The sequence below is a fragment of the Brachybacterium sp. EE-P12 genome, from assembly GCF_003711805.1.
Lineage (GTDB): Bacteria > Actinomycetota > Actinomycetes > Actinomycetales > Dermabacteraceae > Brachybacterium.
The window spans coordinates 49,396-63,359 of record NZ_QXCP01000009.1 but is presented as its reverse complement, the minus strand read 5'-3'; the positions used below and the strand labels follow the sequence as shown (position 1 = coordinate 63,359).

Sequence of the window (13,964 nt, the reverse complement as noted above, 5' to 3'; positions counted from 1 at the left end):
CGGTAGCCGGACCGCGCGCCGGCGCCCGTGCGCCGCTCGGCTCAGAAGGTGAAGCCGCGGAAGAGCAGCAGCGCGAGGCCGAGGCCGACGACGAGGTTCACGAGCGTCGCCGCCGCGAAGACGACGATCGGCTTCCAGCCCGACTCCCGGATGCTCGAGGCGTTGAACTCCAGCCCGATCGAGACGAAGGCCAGGGTCAGCGCCCAGGTCTGCAGCTCCTTGGCGGCGTCGAGCCGCGGCTCGAGCACGTCGGCCGGCAGGGACTCCGCGAGCACCGTCGCCACGACCGAGGCGAGCAGGAAGCCGAGGACGAACTTCGGGAACCGCTCCCAGAGCATCGCGAGCGAACGACGGTCGCCGAGACGCCGCGTCCCGGCGACCGGACCGGCACCGGTGCCTGCGTTCTCCTGCCCCGCGGCAGGTGCCACCCGGAACGCGAAGTACAGCGTCAGCAGCACGGCGACGATGCCCAGCAGCGCGTTCTGGGTGACCTTGACGATCGAGGCGATCTGCAGCGGCTGCTCCCCGGCCACGGCGCCCGCGGCGGTGACCGCGGCGGTGGTGTCGATGTTGCCGCCGATCCACGCCCCGGTGACCGCGGGAGGCAGTCCCATCAGCCCTGCGAGCCAGGGCAGGAGGAAGATCGAGGGCACCGCGAAGACGATCACCAGGGTCGCGGTGTAGGCGAGCTGCTCCTTCTTCGCCTCCACGGCACCGGCCGCGGCGACCGCGGCCGAGACCCCGCAGATCGACAGGGCCGAGGCCAGCAGGGCGCGCAGGCGATCGTCCAGGCCCAGCAGGCCCGCGAACCACCAGGTGAAGGCGAAGACCACGGTGATCAGCAGGATGGCCTGGAGCACGGCGGGGCCGGCCGCCCGCACCACGATCGCGAAGTTGATCGTCGCGCCCAGCAGCACGAGCCCCACCTTGATGAACAGCTCCGTGCGGAAGGCGGCGGCCATGCGGCGGCGCACCCCCGTCAGCGAGAGCACGGCGTTGCCCGCGAAGCCGAGCACGATCGCATAGACCGGGTACTCGATCGACTCGGCGACCTGCCCGACGGCCGTGCCCGCGGTGAGCTCGGGGACGAGGTCGGTCAGCAGCGAGACGAGCCAGCCCAGGCCCACCACGATGACGAGGCCCGCGAGGGTCCAGCCTGCCGTCGCGCCCGCCGCCGGGGCGGGGGAGGTGCCCGTGCCGTCGGGTGCGTCCCCCTGCACGGTGCCGGTGCGTCCCGCGGCGCTCACGGGATCAGCTCCGGACCGATCAGCCCGACCATGCAGGCGGTGAAGAGGAGCAGTCCCACGAGCGTGGCGATCCAGTCCTCGCCCAGGGAGAACCGCCTGTGGTCATCGGGGTGGTCGGGGCGCTCGCCGCTGCTGCTCACCGTGCTCTCCTCGAGTCTCGACATCTGCCGGCACCTGCCGGGCATGCTGGCACTGTAGGTCATCGGCCGGGCGGGGTCTGGGGCGCGAGCGGCACCGTCGCAGGCCGTCGCCGTCCCGTCGGGCTCCGGTCAGCTCTCGTCCACGTGGCGGACACCCGCGCTGCGGGCGACCACGCGCCAGTCCTCGGCGAGCGAGGCCACGGAGGCGTGGGCGTTCAGGCCGCTGGGCTGGGGGACCACGTGCAGGTCCACCGCCTCGGGCCAGCCCGGGACGGTCGACGGGTCCTGGCGGCCCAGCCGTGCCTTCGGCAGCGAGTAGGCGGTGCGGAAGGCGGTGATCCCCGCGATCGCGACGGTCCGGGGCCGCAGGTCCGCCAGGCGCTCGATCAGGCGGTGCCCGCCCTCGCGCAGCTCCTCCCGGCTCAGCTCGTCGGCCCGCACCGTCGCCCGTCCCAGCAGGTTCGTGATCCCGATGCCGCGCTCGTGCAGGTCCTGCTCGTCCTCGGGGTCCAGGCCGCGCGAGGCGTCGACCAGGCGGGTGGTGAGACCGGCGCGGTGCAGGGAGGGCCAGAACCGGTTCCCGGGCCGGGCGAAGGGGGCGTTGACCGCCGCTGTCCACAAGCCCGGGTTGATGCCCACGATCAGCAGGCGCAGGTCCTCACCGCGCGCGGGGTCGGGCAGCACGTCGTCGATCGACTCGGGGTCGGGGGTCGCGAAAGCGGCCAGCTCCGCCCGGGTGGGTCGGCGGCCGTCGAGAGGGGAAGGGCGCCGGGTGTTCATCCCGGCACTCTACGACTCGCGCCGTACCCTGGGGACATGCACCGAGGCGAGGCAGGACGACTCCAGGTGATCGCCGGCCCGATGTTCGCCGGGAAGACCGAGGAGATGCTGCGACGCGTCCACCGGGCACGGCTCGCGGGCCGACGGGTGGAGGTGGTCGGGCACCGGCTCGACGTCCGCGGCGGTGCGGACCGGCTCCGCACCCACCTGGGCCGCAGCGTCCCCGCGCGGATGCTCGCCGATCCCTCGGAGCTGCTCGCGCTGCGAGGGGGCGACGGCGCCGGCACGCCCACGAGGGATGGCGCGCAGGCAGGCGGCCTGCCCGAGCTGCTCGCGCTCGACGAGGCGCAGTTCTTCGGCCCCGAGCTCGTGCCGGTGCTCGACCGTCTCCTCGAGGACGGGTGCGACGTGGTCGTGGCGGGCCTGTGCCTGACCTACGACGGCGAGCCCTTCGCCCCGCTGCCGGAGCTGATGGCCCGCGCGGAGGAGGTCGTGAAGCTGACCGCGGTGTGCACGGTCTGCGGGGCCGACGCCGCCTTCCACATCCGCCTCGCCGACGACGGCGCCGACCCCCTGCGCCCCACCGCCGCTCAGGTGGGCGGCGGCGAGTCCTACCGGGCGAGGTGCCGCAGCCACCGCGACCCGTCCCTGCCCGAGCCGCGTCTCGGGTGAACGGGACGCTCGGCGCGTCCGCGCCCTGCACGCCTCGCTCGGACCAGGGCTCCTGCTCGGTACCCTGGCGCGCATGATCCTCACCCCGGACCAGGCTCCCGTCGGCTCGCCGCACCGCCGCGAGGTCGCGGCGGACCCTGCCCCGTCGGCCGCGCACGACGCCGGTCCGTCGGCCGTGCGCTACGCCGGGGCGGCGGGGGAGCGCGCCGAGCAGGCCCTGCCCGCCGCCGCACTTCCCGGCGGCCTCCTCGGCCGCACGATCGCGCCCGGCGAGGTGCTGCGCTGGTTCGTCCGTCCCGCCCTCGACGAGGCCCAGACCTGGGGCGCGACCCATGTGGCCCTCGATCTCGTCCTCGAGGACGGCACCCGCCTCTCGACGCTCGAGCCCCGTGACCAGCACGGCAGCCTCGCGACCGCCCGCGGCCTCGGGGAGGCGAAGATCCTCGTCGCCGACCAGTGGAACGACGTCCAGGTGGGGCTCGAGGCGCTCGTCGGCCGCACGATCGCCGAGGTGCTCGTGGTGCTCGACGCGCCCGAGGACCCCGAGGCGCACCTGCTGGAGGACCCGTCTGACGAGCCCGGCGAGGCCGCGCCGACCGAGCCGCTGCACGGGTGGATCGATGGTGTCTCCCTCGCCGAGGCGCCCGCGGACCCGCCGCTCGAGGACCCCGTCGCCTGGGTCGACACCCGGCGCGGCACCCACTCCGTCCACGAGTTCTCCCGCGGGAACACCCTGCCGATCACCGCCCTGCCCAACGGCTTCGCGAAGTTCACCCCCGCGACCGACGCCCGCACCCGTCGCTGGATCTACCAGTACCACCGCACCCACCTGCAGGGCCTGTCCCTCACCCACCAGCCGAGCCCCTGGATGGGCGACCGCCACCAGCTGGTGATGATGCCGCTGCTGGGCGAGGCCCCGGACGCGAGCCCCGCCGCGCGCGAGCGCGCCTTCACCCATGCGGCCGAGACCGCCCGCCCCGACCTCTACGCCGTGCAGCTCGAGGGCGGGATCGGGATGCGCCTTGCCCCGACCGACCACGGCGCGATCTGCGAGATCACCCTCCCGGCGGAGGACGGTCCGGGCCACCTCCTGCTCGAGGGCGTCGACGCGCACTGCCGCCTCGACGCCGCCGGCGCCGTCTTCGACGGCCGGGTCGAGGGCTGGATCGACGCCTCCCCGGCGGAGGGCTACGACCGGGCCGACGGGGCGACGCGCATGTTCGTGCTCGCCGAGGTCGACCCCGCGCCGGTGGGCGTCTCGCGCGCGGCCGGCGACAGCGGCGGCAGCGTGCTCAGCTTCGCGCCCGGCACCCACGCGGTGACGGTGCGTCTGGTGACGAGCCTGCTGGGCCAGGAGCAGGCCCGACGCACCTTCGCGCTCGAACTGGCCGGGCGCCGCCTCGACGAGGTCCGCGAGGAGGCCCATGCCCTGTGGATGCGCCGGCTGCAGGTGATCGAGGCGCCCGGCGCGACCCCCGCCCAGCGCCGCACCCTGTGCGGGAACCTCTACCGCCTGAACCTCTACCCCTCCTCCCACTGGGAGAACCGCGGCACCGCCGAGGTGGTCGAGCCGGTGCACGCCAGCCCTGTGCTCCCCACCCGCGGCCAGGCCACGGACACGCGCACCGACGCCCAGGCGGTGCCGGGGACGATGTACGTCGATCACGGCTTCTGGGACACCTACCGCACCGCCTGGCCCGCCTACGCGCTGCTCTACCCCGAGCTCGCCGCGGAGCTCGCCGACGGCTTCGTCCAGCAGTACCGCGAGGGCGGCTGGATCGCCCGCTGGTCCTCGCCCGGCTACGCCGACTGCATGACCGGCACCAGCAGCGACATCGCCTTCGCCGACCTGCAGGTCAAGGGCGTGCAGCTGCCCGATCCCGAGGCCGCCTACGAGGCCGCTCTGCGCAACGCCACCGTCGCCCCGCCCCTCCCCGAGGTGGGGCGCAAGGGCGGGGAGACCGCCGTGTTCCGCGGCTGGGTCGCGACCGACTCCGGGGTGGGCGAGACCGTCTCGTGGAGCCTCGAGGCGCACATCAACGACGCCGGCATCGCCGCGCAGGCGGCGCTGCTCGCCGAGCGGGCCGAGGCCGCGGGGGACGCGCAGCGCGCCGAGCGGCTGCGCGGCGAGTCGGCCTATCTCGCCGCCCGCAGCGCGAACTACGCCCTGCTGTTCGACCCGGAGACGGAGTTCTTCCGCGGTCGCCGCTCCGACGGTGCCTTCGACGTGCCCGCCGAGGAGTTCGACCCGCTGGAATGGGGCGGGGACTTCACCGAGACGAACGGTTGGACCTTCGCCTTCCACGCCCCGCACGATCCCGAGGGCCTCGCCGGGCTCCAGGGCGGACGCGACATGCTGCGCGGCCGGCTCGAGCAGTATCTCGACACCCCCGAGCGGGCCGACCGGCGCGGCACCTACGACACCACGATCCACGAGATGGTCGAGGCGCGAGCGGTGCGGATGGGCCAGTTCGGGTTCTCGAACCAGCCCGCCCACCACCTCCCCTTCCTCTTCCACCACGTCGGCGCCCCCGAGGAGGCCTCCCGGATCGTGCGGGAGGTGCACCGCCGCCTGTTCGTCGGCGAGCAGATCGGGCAGGGCTACCCGGGCGACGAGGACAACGGCGAGATGAGCGCCTGGTGGCTGCTGACCGCGCTGGGGCTGTACCCGCTGCAGCTCGCCACCGGCCGGTACCACCTCGTCGCCCCGCTGTTCGAGACCGTGCATGTGAAGCCGCTGGGCCGAGAGGGCTTCACCGTCACCGCCCGCGCCGAGGGCGGGGCCCCGCCCGGGACGGAGGACTTGTGCATCACCGGGATGCGGGTGCGGGGCGAGGCGCACGAGGACTCGTGGATCGAGCACACGCAGCTGCACGGGGAGATCGAGGTGGAGCTCGCCGCCGCGCCGAGCGGCTGGGGCGGGATCCCGCCCTCGCCCACCGCGCCGGGGGAGCGGCCGCAGCCGCTGCGGGACCTCTTCGCCGCCGACCCCGCCGATCCGCTGCTGGACGACGACGCGCGCACCGAGCTCGCCCTGGACACCGCGAGCGCCGTGATCGACCTGCCCGAGCTCGGCGAGCCGATGCAGGCCCGCTTCCTGACGCTGACCTCCGCGCAGACCACCGGCGGCGATCCGATCGCGTGGCGGCTCGAGGGCTCCGAGGACGGCGAGAGCTGGACGGTGCTGGACGCCCGCTCCGCGCAGCGCTTCGAGTGGCGGCGGCAGACCAGGCCCTTCGAGATCGCCTCGCCGCGGCCGTGCACCCGTCACCGGCTGGTCGTGACGACCTCCGAGGGGCCGCTGCGGCTCGCCGAGCTCGAGCTGCTGGCCTGAGCCGCGCGCCGCACGAGCCCGCCGCGGCCCGAGAGCGGTGTGCCCGCGCGACGGTCGACCATCACCCACGGCAGCGTCATCGCCGCCCACACCGCCGCGATCAGCATCGCCTCGACCAGCAGGTACTGCGGCCACGGACCGAGCAGGTCCAGGATGCTGGGCCCGGCCGGGGCACGGTTGAGATAGCCGTAGTTCGCGCCGGTCAGGGCGTTTCCGGTGACGGCGATCACCGCCCAGGCCACGGTGGCCGCATAGGCCAGGCCGTACCCGCGCCAGGTGGGCCGGTACCCGAGCCCCCACACCAGCACGACGGGGGCGAGCACCCCGGCGGCGTGCGCGATCCAGTACTCGACGAACTCGAGCGGCACCCACACGAAGTAGTTCAGGTCCGGGGTCAGCACCGACTGCATGTTCAGCGTCAGCCCCCAGAACCAGGTCACCACCACCGCCCAGCGCGCCTGCGTGATCAGCGCGATCGGGACCAGGAACCGCAGCGCGTCCGAATAGTGCAGTGGCAGGGATTCGTCGAGGTTCCACGCCCAGGGTGCGAAGCCCCAGGACGTCCAGAGCACCGCGTTCGCCAGCAGCGCCCAGCCCGCGGTCCGCAGCGCCCGGTCCACCCGCGCGCCCTCGGCGCGTCGGGCCCAGCGGACCGCGAGGAGGGCTGCGAGGAGCAGCAGTGCGAGCATGACCAGGTGCGCCGCGCCGTAGGCGGGCATATGGCCGATGGAGTCACCTGCCTGGTGCATCGTTCCCGCTCCTCGGATCCGTCGGCCGTGCTCAGGCGGCGGCGCCCTGGCGGCGCACACCGACCGCCTTCAGCACGGTCACGAGCGCGGCGGCGACCACGGTGCCCACGAGCAGCGCGAGCACGAAGCCCCAGACCGGGCTGATCGCGAAGGCGACGAAGATGCCGCCGTGCGGGGCCTGCGAGCCGACGCCGAACGCCATGATCAGCGCACCGGTGACCGCGCCGCCGGTCATCATCGAGGGGATCACGCGCAGCGGATCCGCGGCGGCGAAGGGGATCGCGCCCTCGGAGATGAACGCCGCGCCCAGCAGCCAGGCGGTGGTCCCGTTCTCCCGCTCGACGGGGGAGTAGAGCCGGCGGCGCACCAGCGTGGACAGCGCCATCGCCAGCGGCGGCACCATGCCGGCGGCCATCACGGCGGCCATGATCTCGAAGGCGGCCTCGGTGCCCTGGGACAGGCCCGCGGTCGCGAAGAGATAGGCGGCCTTGTTCACGGGCCCGCCCAGGTCGAAGCACATCATCAGCCCGATGATCACGCCGAGCAGCACCGCCGAGGAGCCGGACATGCCGGTCAGGCCGTCCTGCAGGGCGGTCATGAGGGAGGCCAGCGGGCGGCCCAGGAACAGCAGCATCAGCCCGCCCACCACGAAGGTGGTCACCAGCGGGATGATCACCACGGGCATGAGCCCGGCGAGCCAGCGCGGCGGGGTCAGCGTCGTGAACCACAGGGCGATCAGCCCCGCGAGCAGACCGGTGATCAGGCCGCCGAGGAAGCCGGCGCCCACGGCCACCGACGCGGCGCCGCCGATGAAGCCCGGCGCGATGCCGGGACGGCCCGCGAGGCCGAAGGCGATGTAGCCCGACAGCGCTGCGACGAGGAAGCCCATGCCGAGGTTCCCGAGCGTGAACAGCACCGCGCCGAGATAGAGGGCCAGGCCCGCCCGCTCGGTCTGCAGCATCCCGGTCGCGCCCTCGTACTCCTGATGCCCGGGCAGGGAGGACAGGGAGAAGCCGGTCGCCACGTCCTGGGCGACGAAGGCGACGTCGAAGCCCGCCACGAGGAAGCCGAGCGCCATGAGCAGACCGCCCGCGGCGACGAAGGGGATCATATAGGACACGCCCGTCATCACGGCGCCCTGGATCCGGCGGGGCCAGGACTGGGAGGCGCCGCCCTTCTCCTCCGCCGACGGCTCGGCGCCGGCCTGGACGCGGCGCGCCTCGGGATCGGTCGCGGCGGCGAGAGCCTCGTCGATCAGCTCGGGGCCGTGGGAGATCGCGCGCTTGACAGGATGCTCCACCAGCGGCAGTCCGGCGAAGCGCTCCCGACCGGTGATGTTCACGTCCGCGGCGACGATCAGGGCGCCGGCCGCGGCGATCTGCTCCTCGGTGAAGGGGGTGATCCCGCCGGAGCCCTGGGTCTCCACGTGCAGCGCGACGCCCTTGTCCTTCGCGGCGTTCTCGAGGGACTCCGCGGCCATGTAGGTGTGGGCGATGCCAGTGGGGCAGGAGGTGATCGCCAGCAGCACGGGCGTCTCGTCGGCGCCGGCCGAGGGGGCGGCCTCCTGCGCGGGCGCCGCGTCGGCAGAGTCGGCGGCGCCCGCCTGCGCGGCACCGCCCGCCTGTGCGGCGGACGCCGCGGCGACGCCGGCCTCCTCGGCCTGCGCCTGCGGAGCGGGCTCGGGCTCGAGCACGCCCATGACGAGCCCGGAGGCCTCCTCGGGAGTGCTCGCCCCGCGCAGCGAGGCGAGGAACTCGGGACGGATCAGGGCGCGCGAGAGCTGGGCGAGGAGCTTCAGGTGCTGATCGTCGGTGCCCGCCGGGGCGGTGATCGCGATGATCAGGTCGGCCGGGCCGTCGGCGGCGCCGAAGTCGACCGGCTCGCTCAGGCGCACCAGCGCGAGCGCCGCCTCGCGCACGGCCTCGCTGCGGCAGTGCGGGATCGCGAAGCCCCCGGGCATGCCGGTGGCGAAGGACTCCTCGCGCTTCAGCAGCCCCGCCTCGAGGCCGTCGCGCTCGGCGCGTCCGGTCTCGGCGACGAGGTCGGCCATCAGGGCGATCACGGCGTGCTTGTCCCCGGGCGGGGCGACGTCGAGCCTCACCAGCTCGGGGGACATCAGCGGAGCGGACATGGCGGTTCTCCTTCGAACGGGCTCACCCTTGGGGGCGGGTCGGGGCGGGGTCAGAGGCGGACGACGGCGGAGGCGTCGATCCGGACCTGGTCGGGACGGGGGATGGTGGTGCCGGGCAGGCCGACGGCGGCCGTGCCGTAGGCGAGGGCGCGGGCGAGGCGCTCGGCCGGGCCCTCCTCGAGCGCGCGGCCGATGAGATAGCCGGCGGTCGCGGAGTCGCCCGCGCCGACGGTGGAGACGACCGGCCCGGCCGGGGAGGGGCAGTACCAGGCCGCGCCCTCGGTCGCGAGGAGGCCTCCCGCGCCGCCGAGGGTCACGAGCACCGCGCCGACGCCGCGGCGGTGCAGGTCCAGAGCGGCCGCGGCCACGCCGTCGAGACGCCCGGCGGCGGCCTCGGCCTCCAGGGCGGCGCCGTCGGTGCCGAGGATCTGCCCGAGCTCCTCCGCATTGGGCTTGAGGAAGTCGGGGGCGGCGTCCTCGAGCGCCGCCGCCAGGGCGGCGAGCGGTGCGTCGGAGGTGTCCACGCCCACGCGCGCACCGCGGGCCCGCAGGGCACGGACCAGGCGCACGTACTCGTCGACCGGCAGGCCGGGGGCGAGGGAGCCGGAGAGCATGACGCTGTCCCCGGGCCGGGCGCTGTCCAGCAGCAGCTCCTCGAGCGCGGCGACCTCGGCCGCGTCGAGCGCGGCACCGGGCTCGTTGAGCTTGGTGGTCACGGCGGGGGAGGAGAGCACGGTGAGGTTCGTGCGCACCCGGCCCGCGATCGGGCTCGCGCGGTGGGGGAGGCCCTCCGCCTCGAGCAGGGCCAGCAGCGGGTCCGCCGGCGCTGCGGGCAGCACGGCCGTCACGGGCAGGCCCGCGCAGTGCACGCCGAGGGCGACGTTGATCCCCTTGCCGCCGGGCTGGGTGCGGTCGGCGCCGAGGCGGTGCACCCCGCCGGGGATGAGAGGGCCGGCGAGCTCGACGGTCCGGTCCAGCGACGGGTTCGCGGTGAAGGTGAGGATCATGCCGTGACCACCTCGATCCCGGCGTCCTCGAGCTCGGCGGCGAGCTCGGCGGGCAGGTCCGCGTCCGTGACGAGGGCGTCGATCTCGGCGGTGGTGGCGAAGGCGACCAGGTGGCGGGTCCCGGCCTTCGAGGAGTCCGCGAGCATCACGCGCCGCGCGGCGCAGCGGACCATCGCGGACTTCACGGCGGCCTCGTCGGGGTCGGGGGTGGTGAACCCCGCGGCGTCCAGCCCGTTGCAGCCCAGCACGACGAGCTCGGGGTGCAGGGCGCGCACCGCCTCGACGGTCGCGGCGCCGACGGCGGCCTGGGTGGTGGGGCGCACCCGGCCGGGGAGCACGTGCACCTCGAGGTCGGTGTGGACCAGCGCGCCCTGCGCGATCGCCGGGGCGTGGGTGATGACGGGCCCGCGCCGCCCGCTGAGGTGGGGGACCAGCTCGCCGACGGTGCTGCCCGCGTCGAGCATCACCGCGGCGCGCGGATCCTCGGGCAGCAGCCGTGCGGCAGCACGGGCGATCCGGCGCTTGGCCTCGACGTTCGTGATGCGACGGGCGTCGAGATCGGGCTCGACCTCCGCAGTGCTGGGCGGCACGGCCCCGCCGTGGACCCGCACCAGCAGCCGCTCGGCGGCGAGCTGGTCGAGGTCGCGGCGCACGGTCTCGGTGGTGACCTCGAAGTCGGCGGCGAGGTCGGTGACGGTCACGCGGCCGCTCCCCTCGAGCAGCTCGAGGATGCGGCGCTGGCGTTCACGGGCGTACATGGCACCTGCTTCGTCGGAGGTCGGGCGGCGGCCGAGGCGGCCCCGCGGTGAGGACCACTGTACCCCTCAAACCAACATGAAACAACAGTGGTTTTATCTTCGTTTGCGTGGCCGGCGGAAGAGGGCGGTTGCCGACGCGCCCGCTCGGAGCGGTCGGCGGCGGGCGCGTCCGAGGAGCGCCGACGGCGAGACCGCCCTAGTGTTGGGCCAGCCGCCCACCGCCAGGAGGAACGATGACCCCGCCGGAGAAGTCGTCGCGCGCCGACGCGACCGAGGAGGCCGCCGCCGCGTACGCCGCGCAGGCGCGGGTGCGGTACTACACCCGCCGTGGCCAGGCCAAGAGGTTCCTCGACGAGGTGAACTACCCGCACAGCATCCACCCGGCGCTCGTGCCGGGCGTCTCCGTCGAGGACCAGAAGGTCCGCTACGGGATCGACACGGTCATCGTCGGGGCGGTCGGCGCGGTGATCATCGGCTTCGTGGCTTGGGGCGTGCTCGCCCCGCAGCAGGTCTTCGACATCTCCGGCAGCGCCCTGACCTGGGTGATGCACAACCTCGGCTGGGTCTTCAACGTCCTCGCGATCGGCATGGTGCTGCTCCTGCTGGTCATCGCCCTGTCCCGCTACGGGAGGATCCCGCTGGGGCTGGACGGGGAGGAGCCCGAGTACGGCACCGCCTCCTGGGCGGCGATGCTGTTCGGCGCCGGCATCGGCATCGGCATCATCTTCTTCGGCCCCTTCGAGCCGCTGACCTACTACCTCTCCCCGCGCCCCGGCGCCCCCTTCGACGCCGGCTCCGTCGCCGCGATGAAGGGCGCGATCGCGCAGTCGGCGCTGCACTGGGGCGTCAACGCCTGGGCGATCTACGCGATCGTCGGCCTCGCCGTCGCCTACATCTCCTTCCGACGCGGCCGGGTGCCGCTGATGAGCGCGATCGTCGCCGGGCTCTGGGGCGGGGACTCCACCTCGCCCGCGAGCCGCATCATCGATGCCCTCGCGATCGTCGCGACCCTCTTCGGCACCGCCGCGTCCCTCGGCATCGGCGCGCTCCAGATCGCCCGCGGCGTCGAGATCGTCGGCGGCCTGCCGCCCACCGGCACCGCGCTGGCCATGGTGATCATCGGCGTGCTGACCCTCGGCACGATCGCCTCCGCGGTCTCCGGCGTCGCCCGCGGCATCCGCTGGCTGTCGAACATCAACATGGCGCTCGCCCTGGTGCTGGCCGTGTTCATCTTCGTGGTCGGGCCGACGGTGTTCCTCGTGAACATCATCCCCGGCGCGATCACCGAGTACCTCGGCACCCTGCCCGACATGCTCGGCGCGAACATGTCCGAGGGCGCGGACATGCAGGACTTCCTCTCCTCCTGGACCACCTTCTACTGGGCGTGGTGGGTGAGCTGGGCGCCCTTCGTGGGCGTGTTCACCGCGAAGATCTCCCGCGGTCGCACCATCCGGCAGTTCGTGCTCGGCGTGCTGCTGATCCCCTCCTCCATCATCGTGCTCGCCTTCGCGGTGCTCGGCGGCACCGCGATCTGGTTGCAGCGACGCGCGAGCGAGCTGGACGCCGCCGGGAACACCACCGGCATCGCCGACGCCTCGCGGGCGATCGCCCCGGACGGCACCGTCGACTCCCTGCCCGCCCCGGAGGAGATCTTCTTCGCCGTGGTCGACCAGCTGCCCGGCGCCGGCATCATCTCCGCAGTGGTGATCGTGATGCTCGCGATCTTCTTCATCACCTCCGCGGACTCCGCCTCGCTCGTGAACTCGCAGCTCTCACAGAAGGGGAATCCCTCCCCGAACCGGCTCGTGACCGCGTTCTGGGCGCTGTGCATGGCCGGGATCGCCGTGGTGATCCTGCTGTTCGGGGGCGAGAACGCGCTGCAGGGCCTGCAGAACCTCATCGTCGTCTCCGCCCTGCCCTTCGCGGTGGTGCTCGTGCTGATGGCCGTCGCGCTGGTCAAGGAGCTGCGCAACGACCCGATGACGATCCGCGATCACTACCAGGAGGTCGCGGTCGAGAACGCCGTCAAGGCCGGAGTGGCCGAGTACGGCGACCACTTCGCCCTCGCGATCGAGCCGACGGCCCCGGACAGCGAGTACGCCACCGGCGGCGAGTTCGACTCGACCGCCCCCGAGGTCACGGACTGGTACGCCCGCACCGACGAGGACGGCAACCCGATCGACTACGACTACGAGCTGGGCGCCTATCTCGACGAGAACGGCGACCCGCTGCCGGAGGTCGAGGGCGAGAGCGAGGGCGAGGGCGAGGGGGACGGCGATGGCGACGCCGACATCGGCGGCGAAGGCCACGGCACCGACGGCGAGGCGGACGAGCCGGCGGAACGCCCGGACGGGGGTGCTCCGCGGGACTGAGGCGTCGGCCATCCGGAGGCCCTCGCAGGGGCGGGCCGCCCCGGTCGGGCCGCTACCATCGGAGCACTCCGCGACGCCCACCCACAGGAGCAGTGACCCGATGACCCAGGCCTACCACGCCGATTCCTCCGACCTCGTGGAGAAGGAGGTGCTGACCTGGGAGCTGTTCGGCACCGCATCCCGTGAGCTCGCGCAGACCATCGCCGACTCCGACTTCGACCCGGAGATCATCATCGCCGTGGCCCGCGGCGGCCTGCTCCCGGCCGGCGCGCTCTCCTACGCCCTCGGCGTGAAGCTCTCCGACGCGATCAACGTCGAGTTCTACACCGACGTCCACGAGACGCTGCCCGATCCGGTGCTGCTCGCCCCGATGCTCGATACCGAGTCGATCAAGGGCAAGCGCCTGCTGGTCGTCGACGACGTCGCCGACTCCGGCCGCACCCTCGCCCTCGTCCTCGAGCTGCTGCGCGAGATGGGCGCCGACGCCCGCAGCGCCGTCGTCTACGCCAAGCCGCGCTCCGTGGTGGACCCCGACTTCGTGTGGCGTCGCACCGACGAGTGGATCGTCTTCCCCTGGTCGGCCGAGCCGCCGGTCACCCCCTCGGCGAGCTGACGCCGCGCCGCCCCGGGCGTCGGCGGACCATCTCCGCCGGTGCCCATCTCCGCCGGTGCCCGGCGCGGAACGGTCCGTGTCAGATTCTGAGCCACTTCTGCGTCGGAAGTGGCTCAGAATCTGACACTCGTGCTGGGTGCTGGGTGCTGGGTGCTGGGTGC

The 13,964-nt window shown here is 73.8% G+C and carries 11 protein-coding genes; 4 read left to right on the top strand and 7 right to left on the bottom strand.

What is annotated here, in order from left to right; genetic code table 11:
• Positions 1-41: 41 nt before the first annotated feature.
• The 3 genes from D1648_RS12440 to D1648_RS12435 form a co-directional block, all read right to left on the bottom strand.
• Positions 42-1,247, bottom strand: a complete 1,206-nt coding sequence (locus D1648_RS12440) for a YeiH family protein (protein WP_241155483.1) — start codon at positions 1,245-1,247, stop codon at positions 42-44.
• The gene (locus D1648_RS17920) at positions 1,244-1,387 is read right to left on the bottom strand and encodes a hypothetical protein (protein ID WP_164518709.1); all 144 of its coding nucleotides are present in this window, start codon (positions 1,385-1,387) and stop codon (positions 1,244-1,246) included. Before D1648_RS17920 ends, D1648_RS12440 begins: the two co-directional genes overlap by 4 nt.
• A gap of 129 nt (positions 1,388-1,516) precedes the next feature.
• On the bottom strand, positions 1,517-2,167 hold the full coding sequence (locus D1648_RS12435) for a mismatch-specific DNA-glycosylase (RefSeq protein ID WP_164518714.1): 651 nt from the start codon (positions 2,165-2,167) through the stop codon (positions 1,517-1,519).
• A 36-nt stretch (positions 2,168-2,203) separates the two neighbouring features.
• On the opposite strand from D1648_RS12435, the gene D1648_RS12430 reads away from it, so the two are divergent.
• The gene (locus D1648_RS12430) at positions 2,204-2,839 is read left to right on the top strand and encodes a thymidine kinase (RefSeq protein ID WP_122942324.1); all 636 of its coding nucleotides are present in this window, start codon (positions 2,204-2,206) and stop codon (positions 2,837-2,839) included.
• Positions 2,840-2,912: 73 nt separating this feature from the next.
• Positions 2,913-6,173 carry a GH92 family glycosyl hydrolase gene (locus D1648_RS12425; protein ID WP_122942322.1) on the top strand — a complete coding sequence of 1,087 codons (3,261 nt, stop codon included), beginning with the start codon at positions 2,913-2,915 and terminating at the stop codon, positions 6,171-6,173.
• On the opposite strand, the gene D1648_RS12420 is transcribed toward D1648_RS12425, so the two are convergent.
• From D1648_RS12420 to D1648_RS12405, 4 genes are read right to left on the bottom strand one after another with little or no spacing between them, the layout of a single operon-like run.
• Entirely contained in the window at positions 6,107-6,922 is an 816-nt protein-coding gene (locus tag D1648_RS12420; RefSeq protein WP_122942320.1) for a TIGR02206 family membrane protein, read from the bottom strand. The genes D1648_RS12425 and D1648_RS12420 overlap by 67 nt on opposite strands.
• A 31-nt stretch (positions 6,923-6,953) precedes the next feature.
• Entirely contained in the window at positions 6,954-9,053 is a 2,100-nt protein-coding gene (locus tag D1648_RS12415) for a fructose-specific PTS transporter subunit EIIC (protein WP_122942317.1), read from the bottom strand.
• 50 nt (positions 9,054-9,103) lie between these two features.
• The gene (locus D1648_RS12410) at positions 9,104-10,060 is read right to left on the bottom strand and encodes a 1-phosphofructokinase family hexose kinase (protein WP_122942315.1); all 957 of its coding nucleotides are present in this window, start codon (positions 10,058-10,060) and stop codon (positions 9,104-9,106) included.
• Positions 10,057-10,818, bottom strand: coding sequence for a DeoR/GlpR family DNA-binding transcription regulator (locus D1648_RS12405; protein WP_122942312.1), 762 nt, complete (start codon positions 10,816-10,818; stop codon positions 10,057-10,059). Before D1648_RS12405 ends, D1648_RS12410 begins: the two co-directional genes overlap by 4 nt.
• 233 nt (positions 10,819-11,051) lie before the next feature.
• Between D1648_RS12405 and D1648_RS12400 the strand changes: the two genes are divergently transcribed.
• Both D1648_RS12400 and D1648_RS12395 read left to right on the top strand, forming a co-directional pair.
• The gene (locus D1648_RS12400) at positions 11,052-13,190 is read left to right on the top strand and encodes a BCCT family transporter (protein WP_164518713.1); all 2,139 of its coding nucleotides are present in this window, start codon (positions 11,052-11,054) and stop codon (positions 13,188-13,190) included.
• A gap of 100 nt (positions 13,191-13,290) precedes the next feature.
• Positions 13,291-13,803 carry a phosphoribosyltransferase gene (locus tag D1648_RS12395; protein WP_122942310.1) on the top strand — a complete coding sequence of 171 codons (513 nt, stop codon included), beginning with the start codon at positions 13,291-13,293 and terminating at the stop codon, positions 13,801-13,803.
• The last annotated feature ends 161 nt before the right edge of the window (positions 13,804-13,964 follow it).

Bases quoted from the DNA above. Each gene is read 5' to 3' on its own strand.
- D1648_RS12435 (WP_164518714.1), bottom strand. From the start codon at position 2,167: ATGAACACCCGGCGCCCTTCCCCTCTCGACGGCCGCCGACCCACCCGG.
- D1648_RS12430 (WP_122942324.1), top strand. From the start codon at position 2,204: ATGCACCGAGGCGAGGCAGGACGACTCCAGGTGATCGCCGGCCCGATG.
- D1648_RS12425 (WP_122942322.1), top strand. From the start codon at position 2,913: ATGATCCTCACCCCGGACCAGGCTCCCGTCGGCTCGCCGCACCGCCGC.
- D1648_RS12420 (WP_122942320.1), bottom strand. From the start codon at position 6,922: ATGCACCAGGCAGGTGACTCCATCGGCCATATGCCCGCCTACGGCGCG.
- D1648_RS12415 (WP_122942317.1), bottom strand. From the start codon at position 9,053: ATGTCCGCTCCGCTGATGTCCCCCGAGCTGGTGAGGCTCGACGTCGCC.
- D1648_RS12410 (WP_122942315.1), bottom strand. From the start codon at position 10,060: ATGATCCTCACCTTCACCGCGAACCCGTCGCTGGACCGGACCGTCGAG.
- D1648_RS12405 (WP_122942312.1), bottom strand. From the start codon at position 10,818: ATGTACGCCCGTGAACGCCAGCGCCGCATCCTCGAGCTGCTCGAGGGG.
- D1648_RS12400 (WP_164518713.1), top strand. From the start codon at position 11,052: ATGACCCCGCCGGAGAAGTCGTCGCGCGCCGACGCGACCGAGGAGGCC.
- D1648_RS12395 (WP_122942310.1), top strand. From the start codon at position 13,291: ATGACCCAGGCCTACCACGCCGATTCCTCCGACCTCGTGGAGAAGGAG.